Source organism: Blastococcus litoris, from assembly GCF_003075095.1.
Lineage (GTDB): Bacteria > Actinomycetota > Actinomycetes > Mycobacteriales > Geodermatophilaceae > Blastococcus_B > Blastococcus_B litoris.
This window is the reverse complement of record NZ_QCZF01000003.1, coordinates 1-19,896: the sequence shown is the minus strand read 5'-3', so window position 1 is coordinate 19,896 and position 19,896 is coordinate 1. Positions and strand designations below refer to the sequence as shown.

Sequence of the window (19,896 nt, the reverse complement as noted above, 5' to 3'; positions counted from 1 at the left end):
CCCGACTCACCCCGCGGTACGGGTGTGACCAGAGGGGCGGGGCCACGTCAGATCGCGCCGTCCGGCGCGGTCAGCTGGCGGGGCTGACGCTGCTCATGTTGAAGTCCGGCACCCGCAGCGGCGGCATCGCGCACCGGGTGAACCAGTCGTTCCACTCGCGCGGCAGCGTCCGCTCGGTGCGCCCCGCCTGGACCGCCCGGCCCAGCAGGTCGACCGGCGACTCGTTGAAGCGGAAGTTGTTGACCGCGCCGGTCACCTCCCCGCCCTCGACGAGGAAGACGCCGTCCCGGGTCAGCCCGGTGAGCAGCAGCGTCTGCGGGTCGACCTCGCGGATGTACCAGAGCGTGGTCAGCAGCAGGCCGCGATCGGTGGCGGCCAGCATCTCGTCCAGGGACGCCGTCGCCGTCGGGTCCTCGAGGAGCAGGTTGTCCACGGCCGCGGTCGCGGGGGCGGTGGTCTTCAGCGCCCATGCACGGGGCCGGACGAGGTTGGCGAGCGTCCCGTCCTCGATCCAGCTCACCGCGGGGGTGGCCATCCCGTTGTCGAACACCGAGGCCGAGCCCGAGGAGGCGCCGACCACCTGGAAGGGCGCGGTCTCCAGCCCCGGCGCGTGGGGGTCGCTGCGCAGCGTCAGCGGCAGGGCGGCCAGCCGCTCCCCCACCCGGTTGCCGCCGCCGGGCGTGGCGAAGACGTTGCGCCCCTCGTCGGCGTCCCGCGCCTCCATCGTCCAGTAGAGGTAGATCATCAGGTCGCTGACCGCCGACGGCGGGAGCAGCGTCTCGTAGCGGCCCGCCGGCAGCTCCACCCTCCGCTTCGACCAGCCCATCTTCCGCTCGACCTCGGCGGCCAGCCCGGCCACGGAGACGTCGCGGAAGTCGCGGGTGCCCACGCCTGCCCAGACCGAGCGGCTGAAGTCGGGGCTCTTGCCGTTGAGCTCCACCCGCCCGGTGGGCTGGTCGTGCCGCAGCCGCAGTCCGGTCGAGCTGCCCAGGTACGTGGTGGCCATCTGGTGCTCGGCGAACCCGTAGAGGAGCTCGTCGCGGTCGCGGGCCTCGCCGAACGCCTGGCCGAGGTCGGGCGCGAAGTCGGCGAACACGTCGATCGACGTCTCGGCCGCGGGGGCACCCCAGTCCCCGTTCCCCGGGGGCTCCTCACCGATCAGCGGGACGGCGTCCTCCGCGGGCCCGGCGTCGCGGGCGGCCTGCTCGCTCGCCGCGACCAGCTCGTCGACGTCCGGCGTACCCGTGCGGGTGACGGTACCGGCCGCCACGCCCGCGCCGCCGTCGACGAAGGAGACGACGACGACCTGGCGGGAGCGCATGGCGCCGTTGGTGGTCAGGCTGTTGCCCGCCCAGCGGAGGTTGGCCTCGGAGCTCTCGACGACGAATGCGATCTGGTCGTCGGCGGTCGAGGCCGCGAGGCACTTCTCGACCAGCTCCTGCGGGGTCACCCGCGTCATCGGCCTGCCTCCTGCACCGTGTTGAGGATGGTCACGCCCTCGAACAGCGCCGAGGGGCAGCCGTGGCTGACCGGGGCTACCTGACCGGGCTGGGCCTTGCCGCAGTTCATCGCTCCACCGAGCACGTAGGTGCCCGGGCCACCCACCACCCGCATCGAGCCCCAGAAGTCCGTCGTCGTCGCCTGGTAGGCGACGTCGCGTACCTGGCCGGCGAGCCGGCCGGCCTCGATCCGGTAGAATCGCTGGCCGGTGAACTGGAAGTTGTAGCGCTGCATGTCGATCGACCAGCTCTTGTCACCGACGACGTAGATGCCGTGCTCGACGCCGGCGATCAGGTCCTCGGTGGTGGGGCCGTCCGGGTCGGGGCGCAGCGAGACGTTCGCCATGCGCTGCACCGGCACGTGGCCGGGCGAATCGGCGAAGGCGCAGCCGTTCGAGCGGCCCATGCCCCGCAGCCGGGCCATGTTGCGGTCGACCTGGTAGCCGACCAGGACGCCGTCCCTGACGATGTCCCACTGCTGGCCGGCGACGCCCTCGTCGTCCCAGCCGACCGTCGAGAGGCCGTGCAGGGCGGTGCGGTCGCCGGTCACGTTCATCAGCGGCGAGCCGTACTGCAGGGTGCCCAGCTTGTCGACGGTGGCGAACGAGGTCCCCGCGTAGGCGGCCTCGTACCCGAGCGCCCGGTCCAGCTCCGTGGCGTGGCCGATCGACTCGTGGATGGTCAGCCACAGGTTCGAGGGGTCGACGACGAGGTCGTGCCGGCCCGCGGTGACCGACGGCGCCTTCGTCTTCTCGCGCAGCAGCTCGGGGATCTCGGCCAGCTCGGCGCGCCAGTCCCAGCCGGTGCCGGTCATGTACTCCCAGCCGCGGCCCACCGGCGGGGCCAGGGTGCGCATGCTCTCGAACGAGCCGGTCGCGCGGTCGACGGTGAGCGCCGTGAACTCCGGCTGGATCCGGATGCGCTGCTGGCGGGTGCGGGTGCCGGCGGTGTCGGCGTAGTACTTCTGCTCCTTCACGTGCATGCAGCGGCTCTGCACGTGCTCGACGCCGTCGGCGGCCAGGAGCTGCTCGGAGAGGTCGGTGAGCAGACCTGCCTTCTCCGCGTCGGGGACGGTGAACGGGTCGACGTCGTAGGCGGAGACGTAGACAGCGTCGGCGTACACGGGCTCGAGGGCCAGCTCGACGCGGTCGCTGTTGATCGCCGCGGACACCCGGGCGACGGCGACCGCCTCCTCCGCCAGGCGCACGGCCTCCGCGGCGGTGAGGACGACGCCGGCGGCGAAGCCCCAGGTGCCCTCGTGGACGACGCGGACCGCCAGGCCGAGGTCCTCGCCGTCGACGGAGGCCTCGGGGCGGGCGTCGCGCAGGCTGATCGTCTGGGTGCGGATCCGCTCGACCCGGATGTCGGCGTGCTCGCAGCCGAGGTCGACCGCCCGGGTCAGCGCGGCGTCGGTGAGCGCGGACAGCGGCAGGGCGAGGAAGGACTCGTCGATCGAGCGGGCTGGCACGCGCCCCTGTCTATCACCCGTCAGCCCAGTTCCTCGTCCACCCAGCACCACCGCCAGGCCTCGCCCGGCTCGGCGCTGACCACGACGGGGTGCCCCGCGGAGCCGAAGTGCACGCGGGAGTGCCGGCGCGGGGAGGAGTCGCAGCAGCCGACGTGCCCGCAGGTCAGGCAGCGGCGCAGGTGCACCCACGTCGTCCCCTCGCGCAGGCAGTCCTCGCAGGCCGAGGCGGGCTCGGCCTCCCCCAGCGGCGCGGAGACCAGGTGGGTGCACAGCGTGCCGCCGGCCCGCGGGACCAGCGCGCCGTCGCGCTCGCGGCCCTCGATCTCCTCGTGGCGGTCGAGCAGGGACTCCTCGACGTCGATCGCGGCGAGCGCTGCCGCGAGCACCTCGTTCGGCGCCGTGCCGTCGTCCCTGGCGCGCACGACGACCTCGCGCTCGGCGGCCAGCATCTGCATCCGCAGGCGGGCGTAGGTGTTCGACGGGGTCTCCTGGTCGGCGAGCGGCCGGCCCAGCCGCTCCCAGGCGGCGTGCGAGCGCGCGACCGAGCGGTCCTTGAGCCGCTCGACCACCCCGGCCGGCTCGTCGCCGGTGACCAGCTCGCGCATCCGGCGCAGACCGGCGGCGTTGGCGGCGTCCCCCAGCTCGGCGGCCCGCAGCGCGTCCTCGGCCGGATCCGGTGGGGGCAGCCCCACCCGGCGGACCAGCCACGGCAGCGTCGACCCCTGCAGCAGCAGGCTGCCGACGACGACGGTGAACGCGGCGAGCAGCAGCACCTCCCGGTCGGGCAGGTCCTGCGGCAGCAGCTGCGCGGCCGCGAGGGTGACCACGCCGCGCATGCCGGCCCAGGAGACCAGCCCGGCGACGCCGGGGCTCCAGGCCTGGCGCCGCATCCAGGGCGTCCCGGACCGCAGGACCCCGGCGACGCCGAAGACGAACACGGCACGGGCGAGGATCGTGGCGACCAGGACCGCGGCGCAGACGGCGACGATCCGGCCCGCGCCCAGCCCGCTGTCGCTGGCGTCGGAGAGCAGGCCGGGCAGCTGCAGCCCGATGACGAGGAACACCGCGTTCTCGAGGACGAAGGCGACCGTCCGCCAGGTGATCTGCTCGGTGACCCGCGCCGAGGCCGTCTGCACCCGGGGCGACAGGTGGGCGAGGGTCAGCCCGGTGACGACGGTGGCGAGCACGCCCGAGGCGTGCACGTGCTCGGCCGGCAGGAAGGCGAGGTAGGGGGCGACGAAGGAGATGAGCGTGTCCAGCACCGGGTCCTTCACCCGCGCCCGCAACACCGCCAGCACGGCGGCGACCACGCCGCCGACGAGCACGGCGCCGACGACCGCCCACAGGAAGTCGCCCACGACCTCGGGCGCCGAGGGGGACGACGACAGCGCCGACACCGCCACGGTGAGGGCGATCAGGGCCGCGGCGTCGTTGACCAGGCTCTCCTGCTCCAGCAGCGTCGCCACCCGCCGGGGGAGGCCGAGCCGGCGGCCGAGCGCCGCGGCCGCGACGGCGTCGGGCGGTGCGACCACGGCGCCCAGGGCGAGCGCGGCGGCGACGGCCACGCCCGGCAGCACCAGCCAGGTGACCCAGCCGACGACCAGGGTGCTGAAGAAGATCAGCACCACCGACATCAGGACGATGCTCAGCTTGTTGTGCCTGAAGTCGAACAGCGACGTCCGCACCGCCGTCGCGTACAGCAGCGGCGGCAGGATCGCGTGCAGCACCAGGTCGGGGTCGAGCTGGACGTCGGGCACGTGCGGCAGGAACGACGCCGCGGCGCCGACGACGACCAGCACCAGCGGCGTGGGCCAGCCGAACCTGTCGCACAGGCCGGCCACGAGCCCGACGGCGATCACCAGGGCCACGAGCTCGGCGGTCACGTCCACGACCGCACCCAACCGCACGCCCGGTCGGCGGTGTTCCCCCGGCGGGCCGGGGGTAGCGGCAGCGCATGGCCCAGCCCCCCGGACAGCCCGCGGACGACGTGACGATGACCTTCGGCGGCAACGCCACGATGCTGCTGCGGATCGGCGCGTTCACGGTGCTCACCGACCCGAACTTCCTGCACCGGGGGCAGCGGGCGCGGCTGGGCTACGGCCTGCGCGCCAGGCGGCTGACCGAGCCGGCGCTGCAGCCGACCCAGCTGCCGGCGCTCGACGGGATCCTGCTCTCGCACATGCACGGCGACCACTGGGACCGCATCGCCACGAGGTCGCTGCCCAAGGAGACGCCGGTGGTGACGACGTCCGAGGCCGCGAAGTGCCTGGCCGACCGCGGGTTCTCCGCCGCCGCCGACCTGCAGCCGTGGCAGACGCACGAGTTCACCCGCGGCACCGACACCCTGCGGGTCACCGCGGTGCCCGGCGTGCACGGTCCCGGGCCGCTCGCGAAGCTGCTGCCCGCGGTGATGGGCAGCGTGGTGGAGCTGCTCCGCGGCGGGGTCGCCGGCCAGGACGTCGTATGGCGGGGCTACATCAGCGGCGACACCCTCTACCGGCCGTTCCTGGGCGAGGTGCTGGAGCGGTGCGGGCCGCTCGACGTCCTCATCCCGCACCTGGGCGGCACCAAGGCGCTCGGGCTGACCGTCACCATGGACGCACGGCAGGGCGCGGACCTGGTCGAGCTGCTGAAGCCGCCGGTCACCGTGCCGGTGCACTTCGACGACTACGACAGGTTCGCCAGCCCCCTCGGCGACTTCGTGGCCGAGGTGGGCCGGCGGCGGCTGCCGGGGTCGCTGCGCACCGCCCAGCGCGGGGAGACGATCTCGCTGCGCGCCTGAGGGCCTAGAAGCCGTCCCCCGTGCGCCAGGCCATCTCCTGGAGGGTCCAGCCGTTGCCGTCCGGGTCGCTGAACGGGGCGTACCGGACCCCGCCGCCGACGTCCTGGAGCTCGCCGACCTCGACGCCGCGGTCGATCAGCTCGGCACGGGCCTGCTCGATGCCGTCGACCACGAGGTGCAGCCCCCGCACGGGGGTGCCCTCGTAGGCCGGGATACCGGTGCCGAAGCCGACCGAGCAGGCCGATCCCGGCGGGGTCAGCTGGACCACCCGCACGCCGTCCACCGGGCGCACGTCGACGTCGACGGTGAACCCGAGCTTCTCGGCGTAGAACGCCTTGGCGCGGTCGACGTCCGCGACCGGGATCGGGACGAGCTCGAGCTTCATGTCCATGACGGACCTTCCTGACGTGGTGGCCGGGGCGTGCCCGCAGGGACGCCCCGGCCTCGGGTGGTGCCGGTCAGCGGCCCGAGAGGAGCTCGTCGAGCTTCTCGTAGCCCTCGTTCACGCCGACGTCCATGCCGCTGGAGAGCATGCCGTCGCGGTCGGCGAAGGAGTCGCACAGCGACGTCGCCGTCAGCCGGGTGCGGCCGTCGCCGAGGTCGTCGAGGACCAGCTTCTCGAGCGCGACGCCGTCGGGCATGCCCTCGAACGTGAAGGTCTGGACGATCAGCCGGCCCGGCCGCAGCTCGTGGAAGCTGCCGTAGAAGCCGAACTCCTGGCCCTCGTGGACGGCCGTGTAGCGCCAGGAGCCGCCGGTGCGGGCGTCCCACTGGTCGATGCGGGTCTGCGTGCTCCGCGGGCCGGTCCACTGCGCGACCAGCTCGGGGTCGGTGTGCGCGCGGTAGACCTTGTCGGGGGTCGCGTCGAACTCGCGCGTGATCCGGATCAGCGGCACGTCGGGGTCGGCGACGATCTGGGTCTCGTGGTGCGTGGTGCTGGTCATGACGGGTTTCCTTCCCGGGGTGAGGGGGCGTCCGGCTGCATCTGATCGGACATGGCGCGCAGGACGTCGTCGAGACGGCGGTAGCGCTCCTCGGCCTGCCGCCGGTACCGCTCGATCCACTTGGTCATCAGGTCGAACACGTTCGCCTCGAGGTGCACCGGGCGGCGCTGGGCATCCCGGCTCCGGCTCACCAGGCCGGCGTCCTCCAGCACCTTGAGGTGCTTGGAGACGGCCTGGACGGTCACGTCGTAGGGCGCGGCGAGCTCGTTGACCGTGGCGTCGCCGACCGCGAGCCGCGCCACGATGTCCCGCCGGGTGGGGTCGGCGAGCGCCGAGAACACCCGGGAGAGCGGATCTGCCGCCACATCGTCCTCCTCGTACTCAACCTCTCGGTTGAGGAAGACGGTAGACCCGGAGGGGGGTGGTCGTCAACCGTTCGGTTGAAGAAGAGTCAGCGGAGGGCCGTGGCGATGCGCCAGGCGGTCAGCCGCGCGTCGCGGTCGACCCCGTCGACGAGCGAGCTGTTGACCCGGGTCTGCCACGGCAGCCCCATCCAGTGCAGCCCCGGCACCGGCGAGGCGCCCCGCTCGTGCCGGGGCGCCCCATCCGCGGTCAGCGCCCCCGGGACGTCGATCCAGCCGGTGTCGGGAGCGAAGCCCGTGCACCACAGGACCGTCCGCGGCTCGACGACCGTGCCGTCCGCCAGGCACACCCGCGGACCGACGGCCGAGACGACCCTCGAGGGGACCAGCCGGACGGCGCCACGCCGCAGCGCTCGGCGCAGAGTCCGGCCGAACACCGCCTCGTGCCGGTGCCGCAGGAACCGGCCGACCGGCGTCCTCGCGCCCGCGTTGAGCACGCCGGTGAGCAGGAGCCACCAGTAGGTGCTCACGCCGAGGACGCGCTCGGGGAGGAAGCGGGGCACGACCGGTGCGGCGATCGTGACCTCGTGCCGGCCGGCGAGTTCCAGCGCCAGCTGCGCGGCGGAGTTGCCTCCGCCCACGACGAGCACCGGCCCCATCGCCACGTCATCGGGTCTCCGGTAGGCCGACGAGTGCAGCTGGCGCACCGTGCCGTCGAGGTCGTCGGCGGCAGCGGGTACCCGCGGCAGCCGGTAGGCGCCGGTCGCCACCACCACGTGCGCGGCCCGCACCACCCCGTGCGGCGTCTCCGCCCGAAACCCGCTCCCGGACCGGGTCAGCCGCAACACCGGCGTCGACGTGCGCACCGGCAGGTGGAAGCGTTCGGCGTACGCCGCCAGGTAGCCGGCCATCTCCAGGCGGGACGGGGTCGCCGAGGGCCCGGCGGGGAAGCGGAGGCCGGGCAGGGAGCTGAACCGGCGCGGGGTGAACAGGACCAGGGTCTCCCACCGGTCCCGCCAGGCCTGCCCGGGCGCGTCGGCCGCCTCGGTCACGACGACGCGACCGACGCCCTCGCGGACCAGGTGGTACGCCACCCCCAGGCCTGCCTGACCGGCTCCGACCACCAGGACGTCGACCTGCTCCTCGGCGCTCATCGCTCCCGATCGTCCCCGCTGACCTAGCGTGGTGCCGTCCGCCCCCGCGCACCGAGGAGCCGCCGTGCCGCAGCCCCTGACGGGGGACCCCGTCGACCTGCTCGTCATCGGGGGCGGCACCGCCGGGCTCGTGGGTGCGCACACCGCCGCCGCCCTGGGCGCGCGCACGGTGCTCGTCGAGCGCGAACGCACGGGGGGCGACTGCCTGTGGACCGGCTGCGTCCCCTCCAAGGCGCTCCTGGCCGCCGCCACCGCGGCCGCCGACGCGCGGGGCGCCGGCCGCCTCGGTGTCGACACCGGCGCGGTGACGGTCGACTTCGCCCGGGTGCGCGCCCACGTCCGCGCGGCCGTGACCGCGATCGAACCGAAGGACGCCCCCGCCGCCCTGGAAGCGGCCGGCATCCGGGTGGTGAAGGGCTCGGCGGCGTTCACCGGCCCGGACACCGCACTCGTCGACGGACGGCCGGTCCGCTTCCGCGCCGCGCTGATCGCCACCGGCGCCGCTCCCCTGGTGCCCCCCGTCGACGGGATCGACGCCGCCGGGCCGCTCACCAGCGACACGGTGTGGGAGCTCGAGGAGCTACCCCGGAGGCTGGTCGTGCTCGGCGGTGGCCCCATCGGCTGCGAGCTCGGCCAGGCCTTCGCGCGGCTGGGGTCGCAGGTGACGCTCGTCGAGGGCTCCGACCGGCTGCTCGGCCCGGAGGACCCCGACGCCGCCGCCCTGGTCGCCGCGGCCCTGCGCCGCGACGGCGTCGAGCTCCGGCTCGGCAGCGAGGGCCGGCGGGTGGAGCCCGGCCTGCTGCACCTCGCCGACGGCAGCACCGTCCCCTTCGACCGGCTGCTGGTCTCGGTCGGCCGGCGCCCGCGCACCGACGACCTCGGTCTCGACCTCGCGGGCGTGGAGCTCGACGAGCACGGTGGCGTCGCCACCGACGGCACCCTGCGGACCAGCAACCGCCGGGTGTGGGCGGCCGGTGACGTCACCGGCAAGCCGTTCTTCACCCACGTCTCCGGCATGCACGGCAGCGTGGCCGCGAGCAACGCCGTCCTCGGGCTGCGCCGCACCGTCGACCCGGTCGTCCCCCGGGTCACCTACACCGCCCCCGAGGTGGCGTCGATCGGCGTCCCGCCCGCCCAGGCGCGGGAGAAGGGCCTCACGGTGCGCCGCGTCGAGCACTCGACCGTCGACCGCGCGGTGGCCGAGGGCGTGACGGACGGGTTCACCTCCCTGGTCCTCGACGGCCGACGGCGGGTCGTCGGCGCGGTCGTGGTCGGTCCGCGCGCCGGCGAGACGCTGGGCGAGCTGTCCCTGGCCGTCCGGAAGGGGCTGACCGCGAGCGACCTCGCCGGCACCACGCACGCCTACCCGACGTACAACGACGCGCTGGTCGACGCCGCCCTCGCCGACGTCCGGACGCGCCTGGCCGCTCCTCTCGTGCGGGGAGGGCTCCGCGTCCTGCGGTGGATCCGACGGGCGGGGGATCAGCGCAGCGCGCGGTAGCCCGCGACGGTGCGCTGCGCCGCCGAGACCGCGACCACCGCCGCCCACACCCAGGCGATCTCCCCGGCGTACCAGGGCAGCAGCAGCCAGAGGGAGTGCACGAACACGGTCTCCGTGCCCTCCGCCCAGCCCCCGAGACGAGGGAATCCGCCCGTGCCGTCGTTCCGCCCCCGTCGCAGCGCACTGCTGCGGGTCGCCGTCCCGCTCGCCGCCGTCCTCGCCGTCACAGGTTGCGCCGCGCCGCTCGCCGACACGGAGACCGCCCCCACCAGGGACTGGTCCGACGTGCTCGCCGAGGCCGACGGGCAGACCGTGCGGCTGTGGATGTACGGCGGCGACGACAAGGGGAACGCCTACGTCGACGACGTGCTGGCCCCGGCGGCGGCGGAGCTCGGCGTGACCCTCGAGCGGGTGCCCGTCGCCGACACCGGGGACGCGGTCAACCGCGTGCTCTCCGAGCGCCAGGCCGACGTCACCGACGGGGAGGTCGACCTCGTGTGGATCAACGGCGAGAACTTCGCCACCGGACAGCAGGCCGGCGCGTGGCTGTGCGACTGGACGTCGATGCTGCCGAACATGGAGTACGTCGCCGAGGACGACCCGCTGCTGGTGACCGACTTCGGGACGCCGGTCGACGGGTGCGAGGCGCCCTGGCACAAGGCCCAGTTCAGCATCGTGTACGACTCCGCCCGCGTGCCCGACCCACCGACGACGGTCGAGGGCCTGCTCGACCACGCGGAGCGGAACCCGGGACGCTTCACCTATCCCGCGCCGCCGGACTTCACCGGGTCGGTCTTCGTGCGCCAGGTGCTCTCCGCGGTGAGCGGCGGCGTGGACGAGGTGCCCCTGGACTTCACGCAGGAGGCCTACGACGACCTCTCCCCCGCCCTGTTCGACCGGCTGGAGGAGGTGGCCCCCTCGCTCTGGCGCGGCGGCGAGACGTACCCGCAGACCCTGGAGGAGCTCGACCAGCTCTACGCCGACGGCCAGGTCGACTTCACCATGACCTACGGCCCGGCCACGCTGCCCGACCTGGTCGCCGACGGCACGTTCCCCCCGACCACCCGGGTCCTGCTCCTGGAGGAGGGCACGATCGGCAACGCGTCCTTCCTGGCGCTGCCGTCGACCTCCGGCAGCCGGGCCGGCGCCATGGTCGTGGCCGACCTCGCGCTCTCGCCCGAGCAGCAGCTGCAGAAGGCCCGGCCCGAGGTGTGGGGGCAGTACACGGTGCTGGACCTCGACGCGCTCCCCGAGGACGTGCAGGAGGGCTTCGCCGCGCTCCCGCCGTCGGAGGTGGTCCCGCCCTACGAGGAGCTGTCCCGCGACGCCGACCCCGAGCTGGGCCCGGAGTGGGTCACGGCGGTCGACGAGGGCTGGCGCCGGCGGATCGCCGCCGGCTGAGCGCCCGACAGTGACCTCTCCCCGCCTGCGCACCACGCTGCTGGTGCTGCCCGCGCTGGTGCCGGTGGTCGCCGTGGTCGGCGCCGCGCTCACGTCGGCCGCGCTGCTCAGCCTGGGTCTCACCCCGCTGGTCGGGCAGCCCCGGCTCTCCCTGGACGCCTACCGGGCCACCGCCGCCGATCTCGGCCCCGGCATCGGCGTCTCGCTGGGCATCGCCGCCGCGTCCACTGCCGTCGCCACGGTCGTCGGGCTGTGCCTGGCCCTGGCCGCGACCGCGGCCGTCCGCCGCAGCCGGGTCCTGGGCGGCCTGGCCGCGCTGACCATCCCGATCCCCCACCTGGTGGGTGCCGCCGCCATGGGGCTGCTGCTCGCCGACGCCGGCTTCCTCTCCCGCCTGCTCGGCGTCGACCCCGCGTCCTGGCCCGCGCTGGTCGGCGGCCGCTGGTGGGTCGCCGTGGTCGCCGAGTACGCCTGGAAGGAGTCCGCGTTCATCGCCCTCGTGGTGGCCGGCGTGCTGGCCTCGCGGACGGCGTCCTACGGCGAGACGGCGGCGCTGCTCGGCGCCGGCCGGTGGGCCCGGCTGCGCCACGTCACCCTGCCCCTCGCGGCCCCGGCGCTGGGGGCGACCGCGGCGGTGAGCTTCGTCTACACGCTGGGCTCCTACGAGGTGGCCGCCCTCCTCGGCCGCTCCTACCCCGAGCCGCTACCGGTGCTCTCCTACCGGCTGTTCACCTCCATCGACCTGGCCGCCCGTCCGCAGGCGGCGGCGGTCGCCGTGATCACCGCCGGGCTGGCCACCGTCGTGGTGCTGCTCGCGCTGCGCGCCCTGCGCCGGCTGGCGGCCGAGCAGTGACCGCGCCCCGCGCCGCGCTGGTCGCCTCCCGCACCGGGCGCACGCTGCTGGCCGGCTGGCTGGTGCTGCCGGTGATCCCCCTGCTGCTGTGGGCCTTCGCCGACCGGTGGACCTTCCCGGCGCTCCTGCCGCAGGAGTGGGGGACGCGTGGTCTGGACGAGGCGTTGTCCGCGGGCGCGGGTGGGGCGCTCCTCTCCTCGACCCTGCTCGGCCTGGTGGTCGCCGCGCTGGCGACCCCGCTGGGCGCCATGGCCGGTCGGGCGCTGGCCTCGCGGCAGGTGCCGGGCGCCACCGCCGTGCTGGCGGTGCTGCTGGCCCCGCTGGCGCTGCCGCCCTTCGCGGTGGCGCTCGGCCTCGACGTCCTCCTGCTGCGGCTCCGGGTGCCACCCGTCGTCGGCGTCGTCGTGCTGCTCGTCGTTGCGGCCCTGCCGTACACCACGATCACCATGCGGGCGGCCTACGCGGCGCACGACCGGGGCTTCGAGGACGAGGCCCGCGTCCTCGGTGCCACCCGCTGGCGGACGGTGCGCTCGGTGCAGCTGCCGCTGCTGGCCCCGGCTCTGGCGGGCGCGGCCTTCCTCGCCTTCCTCGTCGGGTGGAGCGACTACATCGTGACCGTGCTGGTCGGTGGCGGCCGGCTGACGACGCTGCCGCTGCTGGTCGCCTCCGCCGCCTCCGCGACCGGCAACGACGCGCAGGTGGCGGTCCTGTCGCTGACCTCGATCCTGCCGCCCGTCGCCCTGCTGGTGGTCGTCGGCTCGCTGGGCCGCCGGGGACGGGAGCAGGACCGGTGAGCGGCGGGCGGCTGGAGCTGCGCGGGCTGAGGCGGGTGCACGGGAGGGACCAGGTCCCCGCCCTCGACGGCCTCGACCTCGACGTGCCGGCCGGGTCCTGCGTCGCGATCGTCGGGCCGTCCGGGTCGGGGAAGAGCACCGTGCTGCGGCTGACCGCCGGCCTGGACGCCCCCACGGCGGGCAGCGTCCACCTGGACGGGACCGACCTGGCGGGCGTGCTGCCCGAGCGGCGCGGCATGGCGATGGTCTTCCAGCGGCCGCTGCTGTTCCCCCATCTGTCCGTGCGCGACAACGTCGCCTTCGCCGACCGCGTGCGCGGGGTCCCCCGCCGGGCCGCCCGCCGCCGCGCGGAGGACTTCCTCGACCTCGTCCGCCTGGACGGCTTCGGTGACCGGCCGGCGCGGACCCTGTCCGGCGGCCAGGAGCAGCGCGTCGCCCTGGCCCGCGCCCTCGCCGCCGAGCCCCGCGTGCTCCTGCTCGACGAGCCCTTCAGCGCGCTGGACACGCGGCTGCGCGAGGAGATGCACGAGCTGGTCGCCGACCTGCGCATGCGGCTGGACCCCACGATCCTGCTGGTGACCCACGACCCGGCCGAGGCCGACGCGCTGGCCGACGCCGTCGCCGTGCTCGACGGCGGCCGGCTGCTGCAGGCCGGACCGATGCGGGAGCTCTACGGGCAGCCGGTGTCGCTCGGGGTGAGCAGGCTCCTCGGCGGCCGCACGGAGGTGCCGGGCACGGTGCGCGCCGGGGTGCACCACTCGCCGCTCGGGGGGCTCGCGCTGCCCCGTCCGGCGGCCGACGGCCCGGCGGTGCTCGTGATCCGGCACGAGGCGGTCGTCGTGACCACCGCCGACGACCCGTCGGCCGACGCCGTCGGCACCGTGGTGCGGATCCGGCGGCGCGGGCTGCGGGCGCTGGTCACCGTCGAGATCAGCAGCGCTGCCGGGACGGCGTCGGTGGACGCCGAGCTGGCACCCGGCCGGGAGATCGCGAACGGCCGCACCGTCGGCCTGCGGCTGCCCGTCGCCGACCGCTCCGCCGTCCCCCCGGCCGGCCCCGGCACGGGCACCCCCGCACCGGAGCCCGCGGCTCGGTAGCTCAGACCACCGTCAGCGGCAGCAACCTGCGCAGCTCGACGTTCTCCACGGGGTCCAGCACCGAGTGCTGCGCGCAGGCGGGGACGAGCTCCCCGGTCTCCGGGTGCGCCATCGAGTACGTGCACGCGGCGAGCCGCTCCTGCGTGGCCCGGAGCTGCGGGTCCTCGGCGGCGATGCCGCGCCGCATCATGTCCCAGGCAGGGGCCACGTGCTCGGCATCCATGAAGCTGTGCACCTCGAACGTCATCAGGCCGAGGCGCCCGGCGCGGGCGCCCCGCACCAGGGCCCGCAGGCCGCCCGCGCGGCGCAGCAGGCTGCGCGCCCAGCGCAGCGCCGTCCGCACGTCCCCCGGGTGGTGCCGGGCCGCGCGGAGCACCTTGACCACGAGGAGGAGCGGCGGCGTGCCGCTGAAGGCGATCCCGCCGTAGTGGGCGAAGAACGCGTCCCGGGCAGCGGTCTCGGCGGGGACGTCGGGATCGACGAACGGGTGCCAGCGCCCGTCCAGCAGGAAGCCGAAACCCAGCCGGTTGCACCGGGGGTCGCCGAACTCGATGCCCTCGTACGGCACCCGCTGCCCGAGACCGCGCTCGAGCTCGGCCCAGACGGCGTCGACGTCGACGGCGGCGTAGGACTCCTTCCACCGCCGCTCGTCGCCCACGTGCGCGGCCGGCTGGAAGCTCATCATCGAGTAGCCCATGCCGACGACCTCGCGCACGGTGTCGGCGACCTGCCCGACGTTGGCGGGGGTGACGGTCATGTTGTGCGCCAGGTAGTACCGCAGGCCGGTCTCGGCACCCACGTCGCGGAACATCTGCACGAACCGCTCGCGGAACGGGTTCAGCTCGGCCTCGCTGCGCGGGCGGACGGCGCCCCGACGGCCGCGCATCAGCGAGTCGAAGTGCGCGGCGAAGCTGACCCGGTCGAACCTCAGCCCGCCGTCGGGCGCGGTGACCAGGGCCCTCAGGTACTCGGGGTCGAAGTCGCCGTGGGTCATCGACATCGGGGAACGGCCGGCGTCGCGCATGGCCTGCAGCGCGGCGGCGTGGTCGTCGGGGGAGAGCAGGCTGACCTCGCCACCGATCAGCTGGGCGTGGGCGTAGGGGCCGCGGCGCTCCCGCAGGTAGGCCATCTGGCGGGACACCTCGCGGACGGTGTGCCCGCCGTCGACGCGCACCTTGTTGGCGTCGGCCGAGTGGTAGCAGGGCGTGCAGGTGAGGTTGCACTTCGGGAACACCCCGTGGGTGCCCTCGCAGCCCACAGCGTGCCGGCCGAGGCTCTGCGCCGGCGTCCGGACGTGGTCGGGCAGCGCTGCCCAGCGGTCCGCCAGGGCTCGCTCGGTCTCCGGGTGCACGGGGCGGGTCCGCTCCCGTAGGTCCTGCCAACGTGCGCGCAGCCCTCGGGGCTGTCCCATGGTGCCTCCCGGCCGTTCGTGTCGGACGCTCCTACCCCGTTCGGTCGAGCGCCACCGATCGGATGGGTGCGGCCCTGCCGGAGGCGGTGGAGGGCCGCCGTCAGCCCTCGGCCAGGCGCGCCGCGCGGCGGGCCACGTCCTGCCGCAGGTCGTCGACGTCCACCGTGGTCGACCGGCCGTCGCGGACGACCTGGCGGCCGCCCACCCAGACGTCCCGCACGTGCCGCCCCGCGCCGGACCACACGAGGTGGGCGAGCAGGTCGGCCGGGTCACCGACGGGCTCGAAGACCAGGTCGCGGGTGTCCACGTGCACGAGGTCGGCCCGGCGGCCCGCCGTCAGCTGCCCGAGGTCGGGCCGGCCGACGGCGTCGGCGGCGGCTCCGGTCGCGAGCCAGACAGCTTCGGCGGCGGTGAGTGCGGTGGCGTCGCGCCCGGCCAGCCGGGCGAAGGAGGCGGCCAGACGCAGGTCCGCGAGCAGGTCCAAACCGTCGTTGGACGCCGGACCGTCGGTGCCCATCCCGACGCGGATGCCTCTGTCGAGCATGTCGCGCAGCCGCGCGATCCCGCTGGCGAGCTTCGCGTTGCTGGCGGGGCAGTGCGCGACGGCGACGTCGTACTCCTGCCACAGCGCCAGGTCGCCGTCGTCCATGTGCACGCAGTGGGCGGCGAGGACGCGGCCGCCGAGCACGTCGTGGGCGGCGAGCAGGGCCGGGACGGACAGCCCGTGCGTGGCCAGCAGGTCGGCACCCTCGGTGGCGGTCTCCGCCACGTGCAGGTGCAGGAGCATGCCGTGCTCGCGGGTGAGCACCGCCGCCTCGCGCAGGACCGGGAGCGGCACGGTGTACGCGGCGTGCGGTCCGATGCCGTACTCCACCGAGCCGTCGTCGGGTGCGCTCCGGAACAGCGTCAGGGCGTCGGCCAGCTGCTGCTCGAGCGGCGGCATGCCGGGCATCGGGATGAGCGTGGCCATCACCAGCGCCCGGGCTCCCGTCGCACGGACGGCGGCGGCGATCCGGTCGGGGTGGAAGTACATCTCGACGCTGGTGGTCACGCCGTTGCGCAGCATCTCCGCCGACGCGGCGGTCATGGCGACCTCGACGTCGTCGGCGGTGAGGCGGGCCTCGCGCGGCCACATGACCTCCCGCAGCCAGCGGTCCAGCGGGAGCCCCTCCCCCTGGCCGCGGAACAGCACCATCGGCGCGTGCGAGTGGGTGTTCACCAGCCCCGGCATGAGCAGGCCGGGAAGCGCGGTGACCTCGGCGTCATCCGCCGGCGGGGCGTCGGCGGCCGGTCCGACCCAGCGGATCAGCCCGTCGTCGACGTCGACGACGGCATCGGGGACGACGGTGCCGGCGCGGTCACCGACCACGACGGCGCGGGCGGTGAACCGGTGCGGCATGTCACCTGACGCTAGTGCCGGTTCCCGCTCGCGTCGCGGCGGTCGCCGGGACCCGCCGATACCGTGGAGGCCATGTCACTCCTCGCCGCCGCCCCGACCGACGAAGGTGGCATCACCGCCTGGCTGCTCCAGCTGGTGGACACGCTCGGCCCGATCGGCGTCGGGTTCAGCATCCTGCTCGAGACGGTCGTCCCGCCGATCCCGAGCGAGGCCGTGCTGGGCGCCGCCGGCGTGCTGATCGACAGCCCGTGGGCGTTCCTCGCCGTCGTCGGGGCCGCGACCGTGGGCTCGGTCCTCGGCGCGATCTTCTTCTACTACCTCGGGCGGGCCCTGGGGCCGCGGCGCTCGCACGCCTTCCTCGACCGGCTGCCGCTGGTGGAGACCGAGGACGTGGACAAGACCTTCGCGTGGTTCGAGCGGCACGGGCGGTCGGCGGTGTTCTTCGGCCGCATGGTGCCGATCGTGCGCAGCTTCATCTCGGTGCCCGCCGGGGTGGTGCGGATGCCGTTCGGGCAGTTCCTGCTCTTCACCGCGGCCGGCAGCCTGATCTGGAACAGCGTGCTGGTCACGCTGGGCTGGCTGGCGCGCGACTTCATCGAGGCGAACCTGCACTACCTGGACTACGTCGTCGCGGCGGTCGTCATCCTGGCCGTGGTCTGGTTCGTGTGGAAGAAGGCGACCGGCCGGTTGCGCCGCCCGGCCTCCGCGGGCCTGGACCTGCCTGCGGACGAGCGCGACCAGGCGTGAGCCGCCGGCGGCCGGACGTCGTCGCCTTCGACGTCAACGAGACCCTCCTCGACCTGGCGCCCGTCCGCGCCGCCCTGGTGGAGGCCGGGGAGCCGTCGTCGCTGCTCGACACGGTGTTCGCGCGGACGCTGCTGACCGGGTTCGCGGCCGTGGCCACCGGCAGCTGGTTCGGGTTCCGGGACGCGTTCGACGCGGCCCTGGCGCAGGTGAGCGACCTGCCGGCCGAGGGCCGCGCGGTGGTGGCCGACGCGTTCCGCGAGCTGTCGCCGCACCCGGACGTCGAGCCGGCCCTGCGCCGGCTGGCGGAGGCGGGGGTCCGCGTGGTGACGCTGTCGCACGGTTCGCCGGGAATCGCGGAGGCCGGGCTGGCGCGCGGTGGCATCGCGCCGCTGGTGGAGCGGACGCTCACCAGCGAGGCGATCCGGGCCTGGAAGCCCTCCCGCGAGGTGTACCTGTGGGCGGCGGGGGTCTGCGACGTCGCGCCGGGGCGGATGGCGCTGGTGGCCGCGCACGGCTGGGACGTGCACGGGGCGCAGCGCGCCGGCCTCACCGGGGCGTGGTTCCCGCGGAGCGAGCGCACCTACCCGGCCGTCTTCGAACCCGCGCACGTGGCGGCCGGCGACCTCGCCGGGGCGGTGGACGGGCTGCTCGCCCTGCCCTCGGCATGAGCGCTGCGCTCGAGATCGGGACGCCGACCGGCCTGGCGCGAGCCCACGTCGACGGCGCAGGCGGGGCCGGGACCCTCGTGCTCGGGCACGGCGCCGGGGGCGGTGTCGAGTCCGCGGACCTCGTGGAGATCACGAGGGAGGCGGTGGCAGCGGGCTGGCGGGTCGTGCGGGTCGAGCAGCCGTGGCGGGTGGCCGGCAAGCGCATCGCCGTCGCACCTCCGCGCCTGGACGAGGGGTGGAACGCGGTGCTGGCCCACCTCCGAGCCGACGGGGTGCTGACCGGGCCTCTGGTGCTGGGCGGCCGGAGCGCGGGGGCGCGGGTGGCGTGCCGGACGGCGGCCGATCAGGGCGCGGCCGGCGTGCTGGCGCTGGCGTTCCCCCTGCACCCGCCGGGTCGGCCGGAGAAGAGCCGCGCCGCCGAGCTGACCGCGGTCGACGTGCCGCTGGTGGTCGTCCAGGGCGAGACCGACGCCTTCGGGGCACCGGCGGACGTGGCCGCCGTCCTCGCCGGCCGCCCGGGCGCCTCCGTCTACGCCGTCCCGGGCGACCACTCGCTGAAGAAGAACGTGGCCGTGGTGGCCGCCGCCGCGATGTCCTGGCTGGACGAGCTCACTTCGGCCTGAGGAGGCCCTCGACGACGTCGGCCAGCTCGCCCACGGGCCGCCGTCCGTCCAGCTCCAGGCTCGCTCCCCGCCTGAGGAGCGGCTCCACCGTGTCCAGGTAGTGCGCGATCTCCGCCTGCTGGGCGGCCGTCCGGCCGTACGGGTTGCCGGTGCGGGCGCGCACCCGCCCGAGGAGGACGTCCAGCGGCGCACTGAGCAGGACGACGTGCTGGAAGCGGTCGTAGAAGCGGCCCTGGTTGTCCACCGTTCCCGAGACCACGACGTCGGCATGGGCGGCCAGGAGCTGGTCCATGCGCGGCACGTCCCAGGTCCCGTCGGGGAGCTCCCAGCCGCCGTAGTCGGTGTCCACGGTCAGGTGCCCGCGACGGGCGAGCTCCGCCAGGAGCGTCGTCTTCCCCGCTCCCGACATCCCTGTCACCAGCACCCGCGGCATCGCCCGAACCGTAGCGACACCGTCCTTCAGAAGGGCGCCGGTTCGAATTCGTCGGCCGCGGGGTCGTGCAGACCGGGTGGCCGGGTCACGCGGGTGACGCCGCTGGGCGTGGTGACGGTCAGTACGCCGTCGTCGTCCATGGCGAACGACCAGCCGGGCGCGTGGGTCTTGAGCCGGTGGTGGCGGCGGCACAGGCAGCAGAGGTTCTCGCAGGCGGTGGCGCCGCCCTCGGCGTGGGCGAGCACGTGGTCGAGGTCTGCCCAGCCGGCGGAACTGGCGCAGCCGGGATGGCGGCAGGTGCGGTCCCGGGTGCTGACGAACCGGCGCTGGGCGGGGGTCGGCCGGTAGCGCTCCACCGGTGGCGGCCGGTCCAGCAGCGGGCAGCCGCAGTTGCCGTCAGGGTGGTCGGCGCAGCCGCGGCGGGCCAGCCGCTCCAGCTCGCGGCGGGTGAGGACAGCCCGCAGCGCCCCGCTGACCGGATTGGTGAGCGCGATGGAGAGGCTGCCTCCGGCCGGGGCCTGCAGCCCGCCGGGGCACAGGGCGTCGAGCCGTTCGAGCAGCTCGCGCAGGTGTTCGGCGGTGATCGGCTGCCCGTCCACGGCCGCCGGCTCGACCTCGCCGCCGGCGGCCCCCGCCCCGGCCCCGGCCCCCGCCCCGGCCCCGGCGGTCAGCGTGTCCAGCGGAGCGAGCACGGTCAGGTGGGCGGTGACCGGCGGCCGGCTGTCATCCCAGGGGCGGGTGACGAGGTCGAACAGCACCC

The 19,896-nt window shown here is 75.1% G+C and carries 21 protein-coding genes; 9 read left to right on the top strand and 12 right to left on the bottom strand.

Annotation, left to right across the window (positions count from 1 at the left end):
- Window positions 1–70: 70 nt before the first annotated feature.
- Genes DCS98_RS07140 through DCS98_RS07130 form a run of 3 tightly spaced genes read right to left on the bottom strand, consistent with a single transcriptional unit; the run spans window position 71 to window position 4,856 of the window.
- Complete coding sequence (locus DCS98_RS07140; RefSeq protein ID WP_116450708.1) at window positions 71–1,459, bottom strand: metallopeptidase TldD-related protein; 1,389 nt, start codon at window positions 1,457–1,459, stop codon at window positions 71–73.
- Window positions 1,456–2,967, bottom strand: coding sequence for a TldD/PmbA family protein (locus DCS98_RS07135; protein ID WP_116450707.1), 1,512 nt, complete (start codon window positions 2,965–2,967; stop codon window positions 1,456–1,458). The genes DCS98_RS07140 and DCS98_RS07135 overlap by 4 nt, the downstream gene beginning before the upstream one ends.
- A gap of 20 nt (window positions 2,968–2,987) precedes the next feature.
- A complete protein-coding gene (locus DCS98_RS07130) occupies window positions 2,988–4,856 on the bottom strand; it encodes a cation:proton antiporter domain-containing protein (RefSeq protein WP_116451098.1) in 1,869 nt (622 codons plus the stop codon).
- Window positions 4,857–4,921: 65 nt separating this feature from the next.
- Here DCS98_RS07130 and DCS98_RS07125 point away from each other — a divergent pair, with 65 nt between their 5' ends.
- A complete protein-coding gene (locus DCS98_RS07125) occupies window positions 4,922–5,749 on the top strand; it encodes an MBL fold metallo-hydrolase (protein WP_116450706.1) in 828 nt (275 codons plus the stop codon).
- 4 nt (window positions 5,750–5,753) lie between these two features.
- On the opposite strand, the gene DCS98_RS07120 is transcribed toward DCS98_RS07125, so the two are convergent.
- The 4 genes from DCS98_RS07120 to DCS98_RS07105 form a co-directional block, all read right to left on the bottom strand.
- Window positions 5,754–6,140 (bottom strand): VOC family protein, encoded by a 387-nt coding sequence (locus DCS98_RS07120; protein ID WP_116450705.1) that lies wholly within the window; start codon window positions 6,138–6,140, stop codon window positions 5,754–5,756.
- 67 nt (window positions 6,141–6,207) lie between these two features.
- Window positions 6,208–6,693, bottom strand: a complete 486-nt coding sequence (locus DCS98_RS07115) for an SRPBCC family protein (protein WP_116450704.1) — start codon at window positions 6,691–6,693, stop codon at window positions 6,208–6,210.
- Complete coding sequence (locus DCS98_RS07110; protein WP_116450703.1) at window positions 6,690–7,058, bottom strand: ArsR/SmtB family transcription factor; 369 nt, start codon at window positions 7,056–7,058, stop codon at window positions 6,690–6,692. Before DCS98_RS07110 ends, DCS98_RS07115 begins: the two co-directional genes overlap by 4 nt.
- A gap of 86 nt (window positions 7,059–7,144) precedes the next feature.
- Entirely contained in the window at window positions 7,145–8,209 is a 1,065-nt protein-coding gene (locus tag DCS98_RS07105) for a flavin-containing monooxygenase (RefSeq protein ID WP_164704445.1), read from the bottom strand.
- A 64-nt stretch (window positions 8,210–8,273) separates the two neighbouring features.
- Between DCS98_RS07105 and DCS98_RS07100 the strand changes: the two genes are divergently transcribed.
- Window positions 8,274–9,710: a dihydrolipoyl dehydrogenase family protein gene (locus tag DCS98_RS07100; RefSeq protein ID WP_116450701.1), complete on the top strand. Its 1,437-nt coding sequence runs from the start codon at window positions 8,274–8,276 to the stop codon at window positions 9,708–9,710.
- Here the strand turns inward: DCS98_RS07100 and DCS98_RS23875 are convergent.
- Window positions 9,692–9,817: a hypothetical protein gene (locus DCS98_RS23875; RefSeq protein ID WP_277394603.1), complete on the bottom strand. Its 126-nt coding sequence runs from the start codon at window positions 9,815–9,817 to the stop codon at window positions 9,692–9,694. The genes DCS98_RS07100 and DCS98_RS23875 overlap by 19 nt on opposite strands.
- Before the next feature lie 46 nt (window positions 9,818–9,863).
- Between DCS98_RS23875 and DCS98_RS07090 the strand changes: the two genes are divergently transcribed.
- Genes DCS98_RS07090 through DCS98_RS07075 form a run of 4 tightly spaced genes read left to right on the top strand, consistent with a single transcriptional unit; the run spans window position 9,864 to window position 13,855 of the window.
- On the top strand, window positions 9,864–11,111 hold the full coding sequence (locus DCS98_RS07090; protein WP_206340142.1) for an ABC transporter substrate-binding protein: 1,248 nt from the start codon (window positions 9,864–9,866) through the stop codon (window positions 11,109–11,111).
- A 10-nt stretch (window positions 11,112–11,121) separates the two neighbouring features.
- Entirely contained in the window at window positions 11,122–11,964 is an 843-nt protein-coding gene (locus DCS98_RS07085) for an ABC transporter permease subunit (protein WP_241037319.1), read from the top strand.
- A complete protein-coding gene (locus tag DCS98_RS07080) occupies window positions 11,961–12,758 on the top strand; it encodes an ABC transporter permease (protein WP_241037316.1) in 798 nt (265 codons plus the stop codon). The genes DCS98_RS07085 and DCS98_RS07080 overlap by 4 nt, the downstream gene beginning before the upstream one ends.
- Window positions 12,755–13,855 carry an ABC transporter ATP-binding protein gene (locus tag DCS98_RS07075; protein WP_116450700.1) on the top strand — a complete coding sequence of 367 codons (1,101 nt, stop codon included), beginning with the start codon at window positions 12,755–12,757 and terminating at the stop codon, window positions 13,853–13,855. The genes DCS98_RS07080 and DCS98_RS07075 overlap by 4 nt, the downstream gene beginning before the upstream one ends.
- 1 nt (window position 13,856) lies before the next feature.
- On the opposite strand, the gene DCS98_RS07070 is transcribed toward DCS98_RS07075, so the two are convergent.
- Together DCS98_RS07070 and DCS98_RS07065 are read right to left on the bottom strand one after the other, a co-directional pair.
- Window positions 13,857–15,266, bottom strand: coding sequence for a radical SAM protein (locus DCS98_RS07070; protein WP_116450699.1), 1,410 nt, complete (start codon window positions 15,264–15,266; stop codon window positions 13,857–13,859).
- Between the two features lie 100 nt (window positions 15,267–15,366).
- Window positions 15,367–16,665, bottom strand: coding sequence for an amidohydrolase family protein (locus DCS98_RS07065; RefSeq protein WP_116450698.1), 1,299 nt, complete (start codon window positions 16,663–16,665; stop codon window positions 15,367–15,369).
- 72 nt (window positions 16,666–16,737) lie between these two features.
- Between DCS98_RS07065 and DCS98_RS07060 the strand changes: the two genes are divergently transcribed.
- The 3 genes from DCS98_RS07060 to DCS98_RS07050 are packed head-to-tail and all read left to right on the top strand — an operon-like array spanning window position 16,738 to window position 18,703.
- Entirely contained in the window at window positions 16,738–17,412 is a 675-nt protein-coding gene (locus DCS98_RS07060) for a DedA family protein (protein WP_116451094.1), read from the top strand.
- The gene (locus DCS98_RS07055) at window positions 17,409–18,080 is read left to right on the top strand and encodes an HAD-IA family hydrolase (RefSeq protein WP_116450697.1); all 672 of its coding nucleotides are present in this window, start codon (window positions 17,409–17,411) and stop codon (window positions 18,078–18,080) included. The genes DCS98_RS07060 and DCS98_RS07055 overlap by 4 nt, the downstream gene beginning before the upstream one ends.
- The gene (locus tag DCS98_RS07050) at window positions 18,077–18,703 is read left to right on the top strand and encodes an alpha/beta hydrolase family protein (protein WP_116450696.1); all 627 of its coding nucleotides are present in this window, start codon (window positions 18,077–18,079) and stop codon (window positions 18,701–18,703) included. Before DCS98_RS07055 ends, DCS98_RS07050 begins: the two co-directional genes overlap by 4 nt.
- On the opposite strand, the gene DCS98_RS07045 is transcribed toward DCS98_RS07050, so the two are convergent.
- Window positions 18,690–19,136, bottom strand: coding sequence for an AAA family ATPase (locus tag DCS98_RS07045; protein ID WP_116450695.1), 447 nt, complete (start codon window positions 19,134–19,136; stop codon window positions 18,690–18,692). The two genes, DCS98_RS07050 and DCS98_RS07045, sit on opposite strands and share 14 nt — an antisense overlap.
- Window positions 19,137–19,162: 26 nt before the next feature.
- A partial coding sequence (locus tag DCS98_RS07040; protein WP_164704444.1) for an HNH endonuclease signature motif containing protein occupies window positions 19,163–19,896 on the bottom strand: 734 nt, incomplete at its 5' end.

What these genes read in the sequence shown, in the direction of transcription:
- DCS98_RS07120 (WP_116450705.1), bottom strand. Translation starts at nt 6,140, where the DNA reads ATGGACATGAAGCTCGAGCTCGTCCCGATCCCGGTCGCGGACGTCGAC.
- DCS98_RS07140 (WP_116450708.1), bottom strand. Translation starts at nt 1,459, where the DNA reads ATGACGCGGGTGACCCCGCAGGAGCTGGTCGAGAAGTGCCTCGCGGCC.
- DCS98_RS07115 (WP_116450704.1), bottom strand. Translation starts at nt 6,693, where the DNA reads ATGACCAGCACCACGCACCACGAGACCCAGATCGTCGCCGACCCCGAC.
- DCS98_RS07125 (WP_116450706.1), top strand. Translation starts at nt 4,922, where the DNA reads ATGGCCCAGCCCCCCGGACAGCCCGCGGACGACGTGACGATGACCTTC.
- DCS98_RS07065 (WP_116450698.1), bottom strand. Translation starts at nt 16,665, where the DNA reads ATGCCGCACCGGTTCACCGCCCGCGCCGTCGTGGTCGGTGACCGCGCC.
- DCS98_RS07045 (WP_116450695.1), bottom strand. Translation starts at nt 19,136, where the DNA reads ATGCCGCGGGTGCTGGTGACAGGGATGTCGGGAGCGGGGAAGACGACG.
- DCS98_RS07050 (WP_116450696.1), top strand. Translation starts at nt 18,077, where the DNA reads ATGAGCGCTGCGCTCGAGATCGGGACGCCGACCGGCCTGGCGCGAGCC.
- DCS98_RS07060 (WP_116451094.1), top strand. Translation starts at nt 16,738, where the DNA reads ATGTCACTCCTCGCCGCCGCCCCGACCGACGAAGGTGGCATCACCGCC.
- DCS98_RS07070 (WP_116450699.1), bottom strand. Translation starts at nt 15,266, where the DNA reads ATGGGACAGCCCCGAGGGCTGCGCGCACGTTGGCAGGACCTACGGGAG.
- DCS98_RS07105 (WP_164704445.1), bottom strand. Translation starts at nt 8,209, where the DNA reads ATGAGCGCCGAGGAGCAGGTCGACGTCCTGGTGGTCGGAGCCGGTCAG.